Origin of the sequence: Cognatishimia sp. MH4019 (assembly GCF_020177595.1) — a bacterium.
Taxonomy (GTDB): Bacteria; Pseudomonadota; Alphaproteobacteria; order Rhodobacterales; family Rhodobacteraceae; genus JAHTBL01.
Map to the genome: position 1 here is coordinate 465,332 of NZ_JAHTBL010000002.1, position 17,684 is coordinate 483,015.

At 56.5% G+C, this 17,684-nt stretch carries 15 protein-coding genes; 10 read left to right on the forward strand and 5 right to left on the reverse strand.

What is annotated here, in order from left to right:
* Window positions 1-53: 53 nt before the first annotated feature.
* From rho to KUW67_RS05535, 6 genes are read left to right on the forward strand one after another with little or no spacing between them, the layout of a single operon-like run.
* Window positions 54-1,325 carry a transcription termination factor Rho gene (gene rho, locus KUW67_RS05510; RefSeq protein ID WP_224824391.1) on the forward strand — a complete coding sequence of 424 codons (1,272 nt, stop codon included), beginning with the start codon at window positions 54-56 and terminating at the stop codon, window positions 1,323-1,325.
* A 22-nt stretch (window positions 1,326-1,347) separates the two neighbouring features.
* Window positions 1,348-2,625 carry a tRNA uridine-5-carboxymethylaminomethyl(34) synthesis GTPase MnmE gene (mnmE, locus tag KUW67_RS05515; RefSeq protein WP_224824275.1) on the forward strand — a complete coding sequence of 426 codons (1,278 nt, stop codon included), beginning with the start codon at window positions 1,348-1,350 and terminating at the stop codon, window positions 2,623-2,625.
* 2 nt (window positions 2,626-2,627) lie between these two features.
* Window positions 2,628-4,502, forward strand: coding sequence for a tRNA uridine-5-carboxymethylaminomethyl(34) synthesis enzyme MnmG (mnmG, locus tag KUW67_RS05520; RefSeq protein ID WP_224824276.1), 1,875 nt, complete (start codon window positions 2,628-2,630; stop codon window positions 4,500-4,502).
* On the forward strand, window positions 4,502-5,119 hold the full coding sequence (gene rsmG, locus KUW67_RS05525) for a 16S rRNA (guanine(527)-N(7))-methyltransferase RsmG (protein WP_224824277.1): 618 nt from the start codon (window positions 4,502-4,504) through the stop codon (window positions 5,117-5,119). The genes mnmG and rsmG overlap by 1 nt, the downstream gene beginning before the upstream one ends.
* Complete coding sequence (locus tag KUW67_RS05530) at window positions 5,112-5,912, forward strand: AAA family ATPase (RefSeq protein WP_224824278.1); 801 nt, start codon at window positions 5,112-5,114, stop codon at window positions 5,910-5,912. The genes rsmG and KUW67_RS05530 overlap by 8 nt, the downstream gene beginning before the upstream one ends.
* A gap of 11 nt (window positions 5,913-5,923) precedes the next feature.
* Entirely contained in the window at window positions 5,924-6,823 is a 900-nt protein-coding gene (locus tag KUW67_RS05535) for a ParB/RepB/Spo0J family partition protein (RefSeq protein WP_224824279.1), read from the forward strand.
* On the opposite strand, the gene hemW is transcribed toward KUW67_RS05535, so the two are convergent.
* From hemW to rph, 3 genes are read right to left on the reverse strand one after another with little or no spacing between them, the layout of a single operon-like run.
* Complete coding sequence (gene hemW / locus KUW67_RS05540) at window positions 6,820-7,977, reverse strand: radical SAM family heme chaperone HemW (RefSeq protein ID WP_224824392.1); 1,158 nt, start codon at window positions 7,975-7,977, stop codon at window positions 6,820-6,822. The two genes, KUW67_RS05535 and hemW, sit on opposite strands and share 4 nt — an antisense overlap.
* Complete coding sequence (gene rdgB, locus KUW67_RS05545; RefSeq protein WP_224824280.1) at window positions 7,973-8,587, reverse strand: RdgB/HAM1 family non-canonical purine NTP pyrophosphatase; 615 nt, start codon at window positions 8,585-8,587, stop codon at window positions 7,973-7,975. Before rdgB ends, hemW begins: the two co-directional genes overlap by 5 nt.
* Window positions 8,577-9,290 (reverse strand): ribonuclease PH, encoded by a 714-nt coding sequence (gene rph, locus KUW67_RS05550; RefSeq protein WP_224824281.1) that lies wholly within the window; start codon window positions 9,288-9,290, stop codon window positions 8,577-8,579. Before rph ends, rdgB begins: the two co-directional genes overlap by 11 nt.
* 115 nt (window positions 9,291-9,405) lie before the next feature.
* Here rph and hrcA point away from each other — a divergent pair, with 115 nt between their 5' ends.
* On the forward strand, window positions 9,406-10,470 hold the full coding sequence (gene hrcA, locus KUW67_RS05555) for a heat-inducible transcriptional repressor HrcA (RefSeq protein WP_224824282.1): 1,065 nt from the start codon (window positions 9,406-9,408) through the stop codon (window positions 10,468-10,470).
* Between the two features lie 12 nt (window positions 10,471-10,482).
* Window positions 10,483-11,046 carry a nucleotide exchange factor GrpE gene (locus KUW67_RS05560; protein ID WP_224824283.1) on the forward strand — a complete coding sequence of 188 codons (564 nt, stop codon included), beginning with the start codon at window positions 10,483-10,485 and terminating at the stop codon, window positions 11,044-11,046.
* On the opposite strand, the gene mutS is transcribed toward KUW67_RS05560, so the two are convergent.
* Complete coding sequence (mutS, locus tag KUW67_RS05565; protein WP_224824393.1) at window positions 11,043-13,652, reverse strand: DNA mismatch repair protein MutS; 2,610 nt, start codon at window positions 13,650-13,652, stop codon at window positions 11,043-11,045. The genes KUW67_RS05560 and mutS overlap by 4 nt on opposite strands.
* Before the next feature lie 169 nt (window positions 13,653-13,821).
* On the opposite strand from mutS, the gene KUW67_RS05570 reads away from it, so the two are divergent.
* Window positions 13,822-16,077: an NADP-dependent malic enzyme gene (locus tag KUW67_RS05570; RefSeq protein ID WP_224824284.1), complete on the forward strand. Its 2,256-nt coding sequence runs from the start codon at window positions 13,822-13,824 to the stop codon at window positions 16,075-16,077.
* Window positions 16,074-16,943 (forward strand): ribokinase, encoded by an 870-nt coding sequence (locus KUW67_RS05575; RefSeq protein WP_224824285.1) that lies wholly within the window; start codon window positions 16,074-16,076, stop codon window positions 16,941-16,943. Before KUW67_RS05570 ends, KUW67_RS05575 begins: the two co-directional genes overlap by 4 nt.
* Here the strand turns inward: KUW67_RS05575 and msrA are convergent.
* A complete protein-coding gene (gene msrA, locus KUW67_RS05580; RefSeq protein WP_224824286.1) occupies window positions 16,940-17,605 on the reverse strand; it encodes a peptide-methionine (S)-S-oxide reductase MsrA in 666 nt (221 codons plus the stop codon). The two genes, KUW67_RS05575 and msrA, sit on opposite strands and share 4 nt — an antisense overlap.
* Window positions 17,606-17,684 lie beyond the last annotated feature (79 nt).

Here is a 17,684-nt window from a genome sequence, read left to right on the forward strand (position 1 = left end):
CGTCGCGGTTTGCGCGTCGTAGAGCTGGAAGTATATCCCCGATGCCCGAAGATATGTCGCAAGAAAAGCTGAACCTCGCTGATCTGAAAGCGAAGACGCCTAAAGACCTGTTGTCGATGGCTGAAGAGCTTGAGATCGAGAACGCGTCCACCATGCGTAAGGGCGAGATGATGTTCTCGATCCTGAAAGAGCGTGCAGAGGACGGTTGGGAGATCTCAGGCGAGGGTGTACTCGAAGTACTGCAAGACGGCTTCGGTTTCCTGCGCTCGCCTGAGGCGAACTATTTGCCCGGTCCTGACGATATTTACGTCTCCCCTGACATGATCCGCCAGTTTTCATTGCGGACGGGCGACACGGTCGAGGGTGTTATCCGCGCGCCTGATGATAATGAGCGTTACTTCTGCATGACGAAGGTCACGCAGATCAACTTTGAGGATCCTGCGAAGGCCCGTCACAAGATCAACTTTGACAACCTCACGCCGCTTTATCCTGATGAACGGCTCACCATGGAAGTCGAGGACCCGACGATCAAGGACCGCTCTGCGCGGATTATTGATCTGGTCTCGCCAATTGGTAAAGGCCAGCGGAGCTTGATCGTGGCACCGCCGCGGACGGGTAAAACCGTTCTGCTACAGAACATTGCATCCTCGATCGAGAAGAACCACCCGGAGTGTTACCTGATCGTTCTGCTGATCGACGAACGTCCGGAAGAAGTCACCGATATGCAGCGCTCGGTTAAGGGAGAGGTGATTTCATCGACTTTTGACGAACCCGCGACACGGCACGTCGCTGTCTCTGAAATGGTGATCGAGAAAGCCAAGCGTTTGGTCGAACACAAGCGAGATGTTGTTATCCTTCTCGATTCGATCACAAGACTTGGTAGGGCATTTAACACCGTGGTGCCGTCTTCGGGTAAAGTTCTGACCGGTGGTGTAGACGCGAACGCGCTTCAACGGCCCAAGCGGTTCTTTGGTGCAGCACGGAATATCGAAGAAGGTGGTTCCCTGACGATCATTGCGACAGCTTTGATTGATACCGGCAGCCGGATGGACGAAGTGATCTTTGAAGAATTCAAAGGCACCGGCAACTCCGAGATTGTTCTGGATCGGAAGGTCGCCGACAAGCGCGTCTTCCCTGCGATGGATATTCTCAAGTCCGGCACACGGAAAGAGGAGCTGCTTGTCGACAAGATTGACCTGCAGAAAACCTATGTCCTGCGCCGCATCCTGAATCCGATGGGAACAACCGATGCGATTGAGTTCCTGATCTCGAAACTCAAGCAGACCAAGACCAATTCAGAGTTCTTCGATTCCATGAACACCTGATCTCTTGATGGGGGACTAACCCTTGGAGACGATCTTTGCCCTTGCAACGGCGCCCGGAAAAGCGGGCGTCTCTGTGGTCCGGATCTCCGGGCCACATGCGTTTTCGATTGGGGAAACATTGGCTGGGTCATTGCCTGAGCCACGTCAAACAGCAGTGCGGATTATCAAGGATCGTGATGGCGCCCCGATTGATCAAGCACTCATCGTTGCGTTTGCGCATGGGCACAGCTTTACGGGTGAAGACGTTGTCGAGTTGCAACTCCACGGCAGCCCCGCCATCCAGAAAGCAGTTCTTGCAGAGCTTTCTACTCACCTCGGCGCGCGCCTTGCCGAGCCTGGTGAATTTACCCGACGTGCCTTGGAAAACGGGCGTTTGGATTTGTCGCAAGTCGAAGCCCTGTCCGACCTCATCGAGGCGGAAACAGAAGCGCAGCGCAAACAAGCCATGCGGATTATGTCTGGCGAGATGGGCGAGAAAGTTAGCCTATGGCGTGCCGACCTGATCCATGCCGCCGCCCTTCTGGAAGCGACAATTGATTTTGCTGATGAAGAAGTTCCCGTAGATGTGACAGCTGATGTCCGCGCCCTCATTGAAAAGACAAAGGCTTTGCTGCGTTCCCAGATAGAGGGAAGCCATGTGGCAGAACGTATCCGCGACGGATATCGCGTCGCGATTGTCGGGGCGCCGAATGTCGGAAAATCTACGCTTTTGAACCGTTTAGCGGGGCGTGAGGCTGCAATAACGTCAGAGATTGCAGGCACGACACGTGATGTGATCGAAGTATCCATGGATATTTCCGGCTTGCCCGTGACTTTGCTCGATACTGCGGGCATCCGCGAGACCGATGATGTTGTCGAAGGTTTGGGTATTGAGCGCGCGTTGCAACGTGCACGAGATGCTGACTTGCGTGTTTTCCTTCTGGAAGGGGGGGAAGATCCCCAGATCGCCCCAGGTGAGGGGGACATTATCCTTCAAGCAAAAGCAGATGTAACGGGTAGCGGGATTTCTGGAAAGACGGGCCAGGGGGTCGATGACTTAATCGCGCAACTCTCCGAAGTGCTCGGAAACCGAAGCCTTTCGGCAGGCACCGCTATAAATGCCCGGCATCGTCAAGCCATGGAGGCAGCCCTTGTCTCGCTTGATGATGTGCTTGTGCAACTGGATCTGGGGCCGGATGTATATGATCTCGCCGCCGAAGGCCTCCGCCACGCGATCCGCAATTTGAGTTCACTCATTGGACTCGTCGATGCGGAGCATATATTGGACGACGTATTCTCAAACTTCTGTCTTGGAAAGTAGGAGTGTTTCACGTGAAACATTCGTTTGACATTATCATAATCGGGGGCGGACATGCGGGCTGTGAAGCCGCTGCAGCCTCTGCGCGCATGGGCGCTAAGACGGCTCTGATAACGCTGTGCCGCGATGATCTGGGCGTTATGTCCTGCAATCCTGCAATTGGTGGGCTTGGAAAGGGCCATCTCGTGCGGGAGATTGACGCGATGGACGGCATTATGGGGCGCGTTGCTGACCAAGCCGGTATCCAATTCAGACTGCTCAATCGACGTAAAGGGCCCGCGGTTCAAGGGCCTCGAGCCCAAGCGGATCGCGTTCTTTATAAGGCTGCAATGCAAGCCGAGATCACAGATACCCCGTGTCTAAGCGTTATCGAAGGGGAGGTTGCCGATCTGATCGTCCACGGGGATCGCGCTGAAGGCGTGCAACTCAGCGATGGAAGTGAGATTAAGGCTAAAGCAGTGGTCTTGACCACGGGCACTTTCCTGCGCGGCGTTATTCATATTGGCGATGTGTCTTACGGTGGCGGGCGGATGGGCGATAAGCCTGCGGATGCCCTGGCGCAGCGACTGGACGCATTGGATCTGCCTCTTGGCCGTTTGAAGACAGGCACGCCGCCGCGCTTGAAAGGTGATACGATCGACTGGTCTGAGCTGGAGTCGCAGCCCGCCGATGATGATCCAACGCTCTTTTCGTTCTTGTCTCAGAAGCCCGCCGCGCGCCAGATTTCTTGTGGGATCACCCATACGAATGCGCAAACGCATGAGATTATTCAGAAAAACCTAGGCCGATCTGCGATGTATGGCGGGCGCATTGACGGCGTCGGCCCACGTTACTGTCCCTCCATTGAGGATAAAGTTGTTCGGTTTGCTGACAAAGATAGTCATCAGGTTTTTCTAGAGCCAGAAAGCCTGTCGAGCGACACGATCTATCCGAACGGGATTTCGACATCGCTACCGGAAGATATTCAGGAGGCCTATGTTCGGTCGATCAAAGGCTTGGAGAATGTTGAAATTCTACAGCCGGGCTACGCGATTGAGTACGACTATGTCGACCCCCGAGCTTTGAGCGCAACGCTTGAATTGTCGCGCCTCGGTGGCCTTTATCTGGCGGGTCAGATCAATGGGACAACAGGATATGAAGAAGCTGCTGCGCAAGGCCTTGTTGCTGGTCTGAACGCAGCCGCAGCCGTTCAAGGTAAAGAGAGCATTCTGTTTAGTCGGGCCGACTCCTACATTGGCGTGATGGTGGACGATCTGATTACGCGCGGCGTGACGGAACCTTACCGGATCTTCACATCTCGCGCTGAATTTCGTTTGTCGTTGCGCGCTGACAATGCAGATCAGCGCCTTACGCCAAAAGCGATAGAGATTGGCGCTGCTTCGGAGGGGCGTCGGACAGCCTTTTATGAGAAATCAGAGGCGCTTGATGCGGCCCGTGCTCGTTTGAGCGCAATGAGCATCACCCCTAAAGCGCTGGCATCATTGGGTAAATCCGTTAACCAAGACGGCGTTCGGCGCGATGGTATTCAGGTGCTCACCTTTCCTGATGTAAAGTTTTCAGACCTTTTGCAGCTGGACCCAGCGCTTGCCGATGTTCCGCTGGATATCCAAGCTCAGATTGGCCGCGAAGCGCTCTATGTGAATTATTTAGAGCGGCAGGCGCGCGATGCGGACGCGGTCCGAAAAGATGAGGCGCTGCTGATCCCGAACGAGTTCAGCTACGATGCCATTCAAGGGCTGTCGAACGAGCTCAAGACAAAGCTGAAGACAGTAAACCCCACCACGTTGGGGCAGGCGGGGCGCATTGATGGAATGACACCCGCAGCGCTGACACTGCTTTTGGCGAAACTTCGTCAGGCAAAACGGGCGAAAGCTGGGTGATGGGCGCGCGATTATTGGATGGCTTGGATGTTTCACGTGAAACAAACGAGGCTTTACACGAGCTGTCGGCGGACCTCTTGAAGTGGACCAAGCGCATCAATCTAATCGCGCCGTCTACACAGGATGATATTTGGGCGCGGCATATCCAGGATTCTGCGCAGCTTTGGCCGTTGCGAGACGCCAATCCTGAAAAATGGTGCGATATCGGGTCGGGTGGCGGCCTTCCTGGTTTGGTTTTGGCGTTACTTGCTAAAGGTGAGGGGGCCGCGTTGGACTTTACCTTTATAGAGAGCGATACGCGCAAATGCGCATTTCTGACGACGATGGCCACCAAATTTTCACTGAAAGCGACTGTAATTGCCGAGCGTATTGAGGTCGCGCCGCCGGTTGAAGCAGATATTCTGTCCGCCCGCGCTCTTGCGCCGTTGCCGAAATTGCTAGACCTCGCCACGCGCCACGCGACACCCAATAGTGTATTTTTGCTGCAAAAAGGCGCGCAGTTTGAAAATGAGATCGACGCTGCACGCGACTCATGGCATTTCAAATACGAAACTATTCCTAGCCAAACGCATCCTGACGCTGTTGTTTTGAAGATCAAAGAGGTAGCCCGTGCCTGATCCGACCCGCTCCGCTGCCCCCCGTATTATCGCGGTTGCAAATCAGAAGGGTGGTGTTGGCAAGACAACGACGACAATTAATCTCGCAGCGGCGTTGGCAGAGGATGGGTTGAATGTTCTTCTGGTCGATATCGACCCGCAGGGCAACGCCTCGACCGGGCTTGGGATTAATCCCGAAGATCGCACACGCACCGTTTATGATCTGTTGCTTGGCGACACGTCGCCTATGGCGGCGGCACGTGAGACGAATGTCGATGGGCTGCTGATTATTCCGGCGACGACCGATCTTAGTTCAGCCGATATGGAGCTGATCTCGAACGAAAAGCGCAGCTTTGTGTTGCACGATGCGCTGCGACAGCCTGCGATGGCATCGCTAGAGCTAGACTATATCTTGATTGATTGCCCTCCATCGCTCAACATTTTGACGGTGAATGCGATGGTGGCTGCGGATTCCGTTCTGGTCCCACTGCAGAGTGAATTCTTTGCTCTAGAGGGGCTTTCGCAACTTTTGCTCACTGTGAAAGAGGTGCGCGAAACGGCAAATTCCAAGCTGCGGATTGAAGGTGTCGTGCTGACAATGCACGATAACCGCAACAACTTGGCGAAACAGGTGGAAGAAGATGCGCGCTCAAATCTTGGGGATTTGGTCTTCGCGACTGTCGTGCCGCGGAATGTGCGGATCAGCGAGGCGCCGTCTTTCGCCTTGCCGGTGATTGACTACGATCCCACATCGAAAGGCGCGATCGCGTATCGTATGCTGGCGCATGAGTTGCAGGAACGGCACGGAAATTAAGGAGCAGGATAATGGCGAAGAAACCTGGAAAGTCGCGCGGCTTGGGCCGTGGCTTGTCGGCCTTGATGTCTGATGTCGCTTTAGAAACGGACGCCCGAGAAAACACAACGCCTACACGCCGCGCCGAGATGGCCGTGCCGGTTGAACAAATCAGTCCAAATCCAGATCAGCCGCGCCGCAGCTTCTCGGACCCAGAGCTCCAAGAGCTCGCGGCCTCGATCCGAGAAAATGGAATAATTCAGCCTTTGATCGTGCGTCGCACCGGAGAGACATCTTTTCAGATTGTCGCAGGGGAACGTCGCTGGCGCGCAGCCCAACTTGCTCAATTGCATGAAGTGCCCGTTGTTATTCGCGATCTGGACGATACCCAAGTGCTTGAATTCGCAATCATCGAGAATATTCAGCGCGAAGATCTTAACCCCTTGGAGGAGGGTGCCGGTTACCAGCAACTGATGGAAAGCTTCGGTCATACTCAAGAGAAGTTGGCAGAAGCGATGGGCAAGAGCCGAAGCTATATCGCCAATCTGATGCGTTTGTTGCAGCTTCCTGATGACGTGCAGGAGCTTCTGCGAAGCGGCAAGCTGTCCTCCGGCCACGCGCGGGCGCTGATCACGAGCGAGAACGCATCGGAGCTGGCCAAGAAGGTGATCAAAGACGGTCTGTCTGTGCGTGAGACAGAGCGGCTTGCCAAATCTCCAAAAACAGAGACAAAAAAGGCTGAAACTGCAGCGTCAAGGCCTGAGAAAGATGCAGATACGAAGGCGCTTGAGGGCGATCTGAAGGCGGCAACCGGGATGAAGGTTGATATCGCGCATGACGGTGTGACGAATGCCGGTAAGCTGAGCATCAGCTATGCGTCGCTGGATCAGCTTGACGAGATTTGCCGCGTATTATCGTTGATTGAGCGCTAGTCGACCAAAAGATCGCGTAAGACGGCATTTAGCAGCGGGCGGCCTTTCGGGGTGACCCGAAGGTGCCCAGAACCTCTCTCAAGCAGGTTCATTTCTTCTAAATTATTGATATTATTTAGAAAATTTTCTTTCTTTCCTAAGTCACCTAGCCGTATCAGATCAACACCCTGATTGACCCGCAGGCCCATCATCAACATTTCGACCGCCTGATCTTCTGCAGACACCGTCTCAACCTCTGCATCACCAGCGCCTGTCTTCTCGACCTGGTTCAGCCATTTGCTAGGCATAAGCGGTGTGGTCGTCGCCATTTTCTGCCCTTCAACCGTCACGCGACCATGCGCACCGGGGCCGATCCCAACATAATCCCCATAGGTCCAATAAATCATGTTGTGCTTCGAGATCGCGCCGTTTTTGGCGTGGTTAGAGACTTCGTAGCTCGGAAATCCGTGATCTGCGCAAAGCGCTTGCGTCAGCTCATACATATCAGCAGAGGCATCTTCATCGGGAAGGCCACGTAGAAGCCCACGGTCGTAACGTGCGCCAAAGGCCGTGCCGCTTTCGATCGTCAGCTGATAGAGCGACAGATGATCGACGGCCATCGACAGGGCTTCGCGCAACTCGATTTCCCAATCCGCAAGCGTTTGGTCCTGACGCGCGTAGATCAGATCAAAGCTGACCCGGTCAAAGCTGTTGCGGGCAATCTCGAAGGCGCGTTTTCCGTCATCGACGGAATGAAGCCGCCCCAGGCGTTTGAGATCAGCGTCATTCAGCGCCTGCATCCCCATCGAAACGCGATTGACCCCGGCATCGCGGAACGCATCGAATTTTGCCGCCTCAATGGAGGTTGGGTTTGCTTCAAGCGAAATCTCGATATCGTTCGCCCATGTCCACGTCTCCTGCGCGGCTTCTAGAATGCCAGCGACCGTGTCGGGGTGCATCAAGCTGGGTGTGCCGCCTCCGAAAAATATGGTGCTGAGAACGCGGCCTCCGGTTAATGCGCCGTATCGCGCGATCTCAGACCGGAAGGCGGACAACCACCGGCGTTGATCGACGTGGTCAGAGACATGTGAGTTGAAATCGCAGTAGGGACATTTCGCCTGACAAAAGGGCCAGTGCAGATAAAGGCCGAAGCCCGCATTCTGCCAATCCTCAATCGCCAAAACAGCCTGCGACGAGTTTTGCGAACGCATCAGCGCGGTGGCTCATGGCGTGTTTCCTGGCGGGATCCATTTCGCCAAACGTCTCAACCTCGCCATCGGGCAGGAAGACGGGGTCAAAGCCAAACCCATTGCCCCCGCGCATGGGCCAGATGACTTGGCCACGCACGATGCCTTCAAAGACCTCGTCATGACCATCGGGCCAGGCGAGACACAAAGTGCAGTTGAACTGCGCCTGCCGCGGGGCAGGAGCGTTTACCTTTTCCAGCCTGGTCCAGACCTTCTCCATCGCCATGGGAAAGTCGCGGCCGTTTGGGGTTTCGGCCCAATCCGCTGTGTAAACACCGGGCGCGCCATTCAAAGCGTCAACGGAAATTCCGCTGTCGTCAGACAGCGCGGGCAGGCCGCTTTCCTTGGCAGCGAAATGCGCCTTAATCCGCGCATTGCCGACGAAATTGTCTTCGGTTTCTTCCGGCTCTGCAAAGCCCAGTGCTCCGGCAGAGACGACTTCAACCCCGAACGGCTCAAGCAGCGCGCCGATCTCGCGAACTTTGCCCGCGTTATGCGAGGCGATTACCAGTTTATTGTCAGTGAACTTACGCACCAACGGCGGCCTTTTGTGCTGCGACCAGTTCCCCCACACCCTTCTCGGCCAGATCAACAAGCTGATCCATCTGCGCGCGGCTGAACGTGGCCCCTTCGGCAGACATCTGCACTTCAACCATCTGGCCGGTGCCTGTCATGATGAAGTTCCCGTCCACGCCCGCTTCGCTATCCTCGGGGTAATCCAGATCGAGCACAGGTTGGCCTGCGTAGATCCCGCAGCTTACGGCAGCAATATGGTCAACCAGCGGATCGGTGATGATGTCACCCGTTTTCATCAGCTTGTTGACAGCCATACGCAGCGCGACCCAACCGCCTGTGATGGAAGCGCATCGCGTTCCGCCATCGGCCTGGATCACATCGCAGTCTACCACGATCTGACGCTCGCCCATCGCAACGCGGTCCACACCAGCGCGCAGGCTGCGCCCGATTAGTCGCTGAATTTCCTGTGTCCGCCCGGATTGGCCGTTCTTCGCTTCACGCCGCATCCGCGTGTGCGTTGCGCGCGGCAGCATTCCATACTCTGCCGTGACCCAGCCCAGACCGCTATTCTTCAGAAACGGGGGCACACGTTCATCGACCGACGCCGTGCACAGCACATGCGTGTCGCCACATTTGATCAGGCACGACCCTTCCGCATGGCGTGTAACGTCCGTTTCAATTGAAATCGCGCGCATTTCGTCCAGCGCTCTGCCCGAAGGTCTCATAAGGTCATCCTTTGATGTTTGTCCGTGGGATACCTATCTCTGAGTGCAAAGCGCAACCCCGATTGACGATGTCTCTCAGACCGATTTAATGCGCGGGGGCCCTACAGGAACGGTGATGTCGGAAGAACCGAAGATCCTCGACCAGATGAATGACCGCTCGCGCGAAGTGTTTCGTCGCGTGGTTGAGGGATATCTGGACAGCGGCGACCCAGTTGGTTCGCGAACGCTGACACGCACGATGTCCGAACGGGTGAGCGCCGCTACGATCCGCAATGTGATGCAGGATCTTGAGTATCTGGGCCTTCTCGACAGCCCCCATATCTCGGCCGGGCGGGTGCCGACGCAGCTTGGCTTGCGCATGTTTGTCGACGGCATCCTCGAGGTAGGCGATCTGCAAAACGAGGATCGCGATAAGATTGAGCGGACGCTGACCTCTAACGAATCTGACGTCTCGGGGATGCTGGATCGCGTCGGCTCGGCGTTGTCGGGGATCACGCAAGGGGCCAGTCTTGTTCTAACGCCAAAGCACGAAGCGCCAATCAAACATATCGAGTTCGTCTCCCTTGGAGCGGACCGCGCGTTGGTTGTTCTGGTTTTTGCTGATGGCCATGTTGAGAACCGCGTTTTCACCCCGCCTCTGGGTCAAACACCGTCCTCAATGCGAGAGGCCGCGAACTTTCTGAATGCCCTGGCCGAGGGGAAAACCCTGACCGAATTGCGTCGCACGATGACCAAGGATATCTCGGCCAAGCGTCAGCAGATCGACACGCTCGCCCATGATCTGGTCGAAAGCGGGCTTGCCGTTTGGGAAAACGAAGGGGACGTGCATGAACGTCTCATCGTGCGGGGTCGGGCGAATCTGTTGAATTCTGATGATGAAACCGCCGATCTTGATTTGATCAAAACGCTCTTTGATGACCTCGAACGTAAGCGCGACATTGCTGAATTTCTCGAACTGACCGAGGAAGGCGATGGTGTGCGCATTTTTATCGGCTCCGAGAACAAGCTTTTTTCACTTTCGGGTTCCTCTTTGGTGGTCTCTCCCTATATGAACGCGGACCGTAAGATCATTGGTGCCGTCGGCGTCATTGGCCCAACACGTCTGAACTACGGACGCATCGTGCCAATCGTCGATTATACCGCGCAGTTGGTCGGAAAATTAATCTCGGACCGAGGCTAGAAAGAAAAGTAGATGGCAGACGCGAAGAAAGAAGACGATTTTCTGGACGATGTGGACATGGCCGAGGCAGAGGAATTTGCCGAAGACGCCATGGAATACGATGATGAAGCGCTTGAGTTGGATGCGCTAAAGGCCGAGCGTGATGAGTTCAAGGACCGTTTCATGCGCGCCTTGGCCGATGCCGAAAACTCGCGCAAGCGGTCTGACCGTGATCGCCGCGAGGCCGAGCAATATGGTGGCTCCAAATTGGCCCGTGATCTGCTGCCCGTTTACGACAATATGAAGCGTGCGGTTGAAGCTGCGACCGATGAGCAGAAAGAAGTATCTGCCGCGCTGATCGAGGGTGTGGAGCTGACGATGCGCGAGCTTCTCAACACGTTCAAGAAGCATGGGATCGAGCCTATTTCACCCCAAGTCGGTGATAAATTCGATCCGCAGCTGCATCAGGCCATGTTCGAAGCCCCTGTGCCAGATACCAAGGCCGGCGACATTATTCAGGTCGCTGCCGAAGGGTTCATGCTTTACGATCGGCTGTTGCGCCCGGCGCAAGTCGGGGTGTCTTCGACGCCAGGCTAAGCCTTCTTGGACAGCGCTTTCAGCTCATAAATCAAGTTAAGTGCATCCTTGGGGGTAAGTTCGTCTGGGACGATATCGCCAAGACGCGCGTCCACTTTCGAGGATTGAGGCGCTGCGACTGGCGTTTCAGGTGTCGCCGCAAAAAGCGGCAGATCGTCGATCAGCGCCGCAACTTTTGCGCCACCGCTGCCCTCTCCGCTTTCCAGTTCGGCCAAGATTGTCTTGGCACGGTTCACGACTTTGCCGGGCAGCCCGGCAAGGCGCGCGACTTGCACACCGTAAGACCGATCCGCTGCGCCGCGTTTCACCTCATGTAGGAAGATGACCTCTCCGTCCCACTCCTTTACGGTGACAGTGGCGTTATCCACGCTATCCATCCGAGACGAGAGTGCGGTAAGCTCATGATAATGCGTTGCAAATAAGGCGCGGCATTGGTTTTCATCATGCAGATGCTCCAATGTCGCCCACGCGATGGAAAGCCCGTCATAGGTTGCCGTGCCGCGTCCTATCTCATCCAGGATCACCAGCGCGCGGCTATCGGCTTGATTCAGGATCGCGGCGGTTTCGACCATCTCGACCATAAAGGTCGAGCGCCCGCGCGCCAGATCATCAGATGCGCCAACGCGTGAGAATAGCTGTGACACTAGCCCGATATGCGCCTTGCTCGCAGGCACGAACGATCCCATCTGCGCAAGCAGCGCGATAATCGCGTTTTGGCGCAGGAAAGTCGACTTACCCGCCATATTCGGACCGGTCAGCAGCCAAACCCGCGGATCGTCTTCGCCCAACACACAGGTATTGGCCACAAACGGCGCGCCGTTTTGCTTGCGCAACGCCTGTTCCACAACTGGATGACGCCCGTTCTCGACCATGAAGCGGCGCGAGGCATCCATGATCGGACGGCTCCAGCCTTCATCGACCGCAAGGTCGGCCAAAGCGGTGGTCACGTCGATCTCCGCCAGCGCTTTGGAAGCCGCTCCAATAGCCGCCGCATTTTCCAAAATTGCGTCTTTTAGGCTTTCATAGAGCCGCTTTTCGATCTCAAGCGCCCGGTGACCGGCGTTGAGGATCTTGGTCTCCAACTCAGACAACTCAACCGTGGTGAAGCGGACCTGATTTGCGGTTGTCTGCCGGTGAATGAACGTCTCGTTCAGCGGCTCAGAGAGCATCTTCTCGGCATGGGTCGCTGTGGTTTCGATGAAATAGCCCAGCACATTATTATGCTTGATCTTCAAAGACGAAACGCCTGTTTTTTCGGCATAGGTCTTTTGCAGTCCCGCCACAACGCCGCGCCCTTCATCGCGCAAGACGCGTGCTTCATCCAGTTCCGGATCATAGGCGGGCGCGATGAAGCCGCCATCGCGGGCCAGCAGGGGCGGTTCGGCCACGAGTGCGTCGTCCAGAAGATCAATGAGTGCGCCGTGACCTTTCAGCGCCTCAAACGAGGATGATAGCGGTTTGGGCAGATCATCGGGCGGTGTCAGCGCCTCGGCTGCTGTCAGTCCGTTGCGAATGGCTGCAAGATCGCGCGGTCCGCCACGGTCGAGCCCCAGGCGTGACAAAGCACGATCCAGATCGGGCACGTTGCGCAGCGCCTCGCGGATATCTGACCGAAACCGGCTTTGGCTCACAGCATAGTCCAACGCCTCGTGCCGCGCCCCGATCAGGGCAAGATCGCAAGACGGGGCGGACAGGCGTTGCTCTAACAAACGACCACCGGCAGCGGTAACCGTCCGGTCAATCGCTGCAATCAACGACCCGTCACGACCGCCAGACAGGCTTGCCGTCAGCTCAAGATTGCGGCGCGTTGCGGGGTCAATTTGCATCGTTCCGCCCAGCGCCTCTTTAACGGGCGGGCGGAGCAGGGGAATGTTCCCTTTCTGCGTCAGATCGAGATAGTCGACCAAAGCCAGAAGTGCGGCCATTTCCGGGCGATCAAATTGGCCAAACCCGTCCAGACCTGCGACGCCGAACACCTGAGACAAGCGCGCCTCGGCGGCGGTGCTGTCAAACGATCCGCGCGCAAGCCCGGTCAGATGCGCCCCAGAGTCAGAGACTATGTCTGCCAAATCCGCTTCCAGCGTTTCAGAGACAAGCACTTCGCGCGGGGCAATTCTTGCCAGTTCGAACCCCAGCTTGGGGCGCGGGCAGGGAATAACATGCAGCGACCCGGTGGAGATATCGACCCATGCGATAGCGCCTTTCTCTCGGACCTCGGCAAAGCTGGCAAGGAAGTTATGCCGCCGCGCCTCCAGCAGGCTTTCCTCGGTCAATGTGCCTGGTGTCACCAGCCGAACGACACCCCGTTTCACAACAGATTTCGAGCCGCGCTTCTTCGCCTCTGCGGGGCTTTCGAGCTGCTCGCAAACGGCGACGCGAAACTGCTTGCGGATCAGCGTCAGCAAATAGCTTTCGGCGGCATGAACAGGAACGCCGCACATCGGAATATCTTCGCCCAGATGCTTGCCGCGCTTGGTTAACGCAATGTCGAGCGCTTCGGCTGCGGCCACGGCATCGTCAAAGAACAGCTCGTAGAAGTCACCCATCCGATAGAACAGCAGCGCGTCGGGATACTCCGCCTTGATCTCAAGAAATTGCGCCATCATGGGCGTGATCGCCGCGTTCACCCGATTGCCCCCTTCGGTCTTTTGCCGCGTCAGACTACTCAAGCCAGCGGGCGGATGGAAGGGCCGGTGCGTGCCAATTCTCCGGTTCCGTTCGCGCGGCAAATGAGGAATAGTGCGCCTCACTTTTCAATGAGAGGACCGCCCGCACATGTCGAACCCCAAACATACCCGCGAGGACGCGCTGGCTTTTCACCTTGAGCCGACGCCGGGCAAGTTCGAGATCACCGCGACGGTTCCGATGACGACACAGCGCGACCTTTCGTTGGCGTATTCACCCGGCGTCGCCGTGCCCTGCGAAGAGATAGCAGAGACCCCTGAGACCGCTTACGACTACACGAACAAAGGCAACCTTGTGGCCGTGATTTCGAACGGCACCGCGGTGCTGGGGTTGGGTAATCTTGGCGCGCTGGCCTCCAAACCGGTGATGGAGGGTAAGGCCGTTTTGTTCAAACGGTTCGCCGATGTGAACTCCATCGATATTGAGCTGGATACCGAAGACCCGGAGGCTTTCATTCAGGCCGTCAAGTTGATGGGTCCGACCTTTGGCGGCATTAACCTTGAGGACATCAAGGCGCCGGAATGTTTCATCATTGAGCAGCGCCTGAAAGAGGAAATGGATATCCCGGTCTTCCATGACGACCAGCATGGAACGGCGGTGATCTGTGCCGCTGGACTGATTAACGCCTTGCACCTGACGGGCAAGAAAATTGAAGACTGCAAGATCGTCTTAAATGGCGCAGGGGCCGCCGGCATCGCCTGTATTGAACTGCTCAAGGCAATGGGCGCCAAGCATGACAATTGCATTGTTTGCGACACCAAAGGCGTCATTTACCAAGGTCGTACCGAGGGGATGAACCAGTGGAAATCGGGGCATGCCGCACGCACCGATGCACGGTCCTTGGAAGATGCAATGCGTGATGCGGATGTATTTCTGGGCGTCTCGGCGCGTGGTGCGGTGACCAAGGATATGGTCGCCAGCATGGCCGATAATCCGGTGATTTTCGCGATGGCGAACCCAGACCCAGAGATCACGCCAGAAGAAGCCCATGAGGTGCGTGTTGATGCGATTGTTGCGACCGGTCGTTCTGATTATCCCAATCAAGTCAATAACGTGCTGGGGTTCCCCTACCTTTTCCGAGGCGCGCTGGACATTCATGCACGCGCCATCAATGACGAGATGAAGATCGCTTGCGCGCAGGCCTTGGCTGAACTCGCGCGCGAGGATGTCCCGGACGAAGTTGCAATGGCCTATGGCCGAAAGCTGAGCTTTGGGCGGGATTACATTATCCCCACACCGTTCGATCCGCGCCTGATTTACACGATCCCCCCCGCTGTCGCCAAAGCCGGGATGGAGACGGGGGCGGCGCGGCGCCCCATCGTCGATATCGAGAATTACGAGCTGACGCTCAAATCCCGCATGGACCCGACCGCGTCAATCTTGCGAGGGCTCAATGCGCGGGCGCGCTCCAAGCAGGCGACGATGGTGTTTGCCGAGGGTGATGATGAACGCGTGTTGCGCGCTGCTGTGAGCTATCAGCGTTCTGGAATGGGCAAAGCATTGGTCGTTGGTCGTGAGGATGACGTCAAAATGCGCCTCGATGGTGCAGGTCTTGGTGATGCTGTGCGCGAGCTAACCGTGGTTAACGCCGCGAACACAACGCATCTCGAAACCTATAAGGATTTTCTGTACGAGCGTTTGAACCGCAAGGGGTTTGATCGCACCGATATTCACCGACTTGCGGCCCGCGACAGGCATGTTTTCTCGGCTTTGATGTTGGCGCATGGCCATGCGGATGGTCTGGTGACCGGGGCGACACGCAAGTCTGCTCATGTGCTTGGCTTGATGAACCACGTTTTCGATGTGAGCGTCGGTGATGATGTCGTCGGCGTTACGGCGATTCTGCATCGTGGGCGGATTGTGCTGATTACCGATACTCTGGTGCATGAATGGCCTGACGAAACCGATCTTGCCAATATTGCGGTGCGCGGGGCCGAGGTTGCGCGCACCTTTGGCCTTGATCCGCGCGTCGCTTTTGTCAGTTTTTCGACCTTCGGTTACCCGGTTTCTGAACGCGCCGAGAAGATGCATATGGCGCCTAAAGTGCTCGACGCGCGCGGGGTTGATTTCGAGTATGAAGGCGAAATGACTGTAGATGTTGCGCTCAACACGCAAGCCCGCGAAGCCTATCCGTTCTCGCGGTTGACCGGCCCGGCCAACGTGTTGGTTGTTCCTGCGCGGCACTCTGCGTCGATCTCGGTCAAGTTGATGCAGGAAATGGCAGGAGCGACGGTGATCGGGCCGATCCTGACGGGCGTCGACCGCCCGATCCAGATCTGTTCAACTGTGTCGACAGCGAATGACATCATGAACATGGCCGTGATCGCGGCATGTAACGTCAAATGACGATTTACAACCTCGGTTCAATCAACGTCGATCTGTTCTATCAGGTCCCGCATCTGCCCAAACCGGGCGAGACATTGTCGGCCCGCGGCGTCACGGAAGGTCTGGGCGGCAAGGGGGCTAATATGTCGGTTGCAGCTGCCCGCGCTGCGGCCCGTGTTTGTCATATTGGTGCGGTCGGTTCTGATCGCGTCTGGCCGCGCGATCGCTTGTTGGAATATGGCGTCGATACGCGTCACATCGCGACGCTTGATGGGCAAACGGGCACCGCTGTCATCGCCGTTGATCCGGAGGGGGAGAACCTGATTCTCCTCAATGCCGGTGCAAATGCGCGAATCTCGGATCACGCGATTTCGGCGGCTTTGTCCGAGGCCCAAACCGGTGATATCTGCGTTTTTCAGAACGAGACCAATGGCCAGCGACATGCAGCAGAGACTGCCAAAAAGATGGGGTTACGGGTCTGTTATGCTGCCGCTCCCTTTGAGGTGTCAGCGGTTCGTGACGTCCTGGAGTACCTTGATCTCTTGATCCTGAACGAGATTGAGGCAGAGCAATTGCAGACGGGATTGGGCACGTCTCTCGATGATCTGCCGGTGGCTGATGTTCTGGTGACACTTGGTGCAAAAGGATGCCGGTGGTTGGGTGCGGCGGGCGAAAAGACGTTTGACGCCCTTGCTGTGGAAGCCGTCGATACCACCGGTGCGGGTGACACGTTTACTGGATTTTGGCTGGCCGGGCTGGACCGTGGAATGCCGATGGAGCAAGCAATTGGTCAGGCCAGCATCGCCGCCGCACTGATGGTCACGCGCCACGGCACCGCGGACGTGATCCCGGACCTGCTAGAGGTCCAGGAGTTCATGCAGCGTTAACTACCCGCAAACGGCGCCGCGCTGCCCCAAAGTTGCTTCACCCGTGCGTCGCGCCCGCATGCTTTGCGATACCGTTTATAGGCATCCTTCTTGGTGCGCGGACCAAAACGGGTCAAAATGACGTCTGAGCTTTTGTAGTAATCCTGGTGATAGTCTTCTGCTGGATAAAACTCTGCTTCCTGCAGAATCGGCGTGATGATCCGTTGACCCAATGCGGCTTGAGCTTCGGCTCGGATTTCCTGCGCGGCGGCTTGTTCGGCAGAGTTAGAGACGAAAATCGCTGTGCTATAGCTATCGCCGCGATCACAAAATTGGCCGCCCGCATCGGTTGGGTCAATCGACCGGAAGAACATCGCCAGAAGCTCGTCCGAGCTGACTTTACTGGTGTCGAATTGAATCTGAACGGCCTCGTAATGGCCACTTTTGCCGCTGGTGACGTCCTTATATGTTGGGTTCTCAAGAGTGCCGCCCGTGTAGCCCGAGACAACTTCGATCACACCGGGCACGCTTTCGAAATCGGATTCGACGCACCAGAAACAGCCGCCAGCGACGGTCAGGACATCCGTCGGACCTGCTTTCGCCTCGGTGCAGTGCAAAACCGCCCCGAATGTGATGGCAATTCCCAGAATAAGTGGCTTTATATGGCTCAACGTGAAAGTCATCTTGGGTCTCCTTTGTGAGCAGAGTGTGGAGTTTCTTCGGCGTAACCAACTCACCTCCGCGTGACGTCACGCAGGCGTG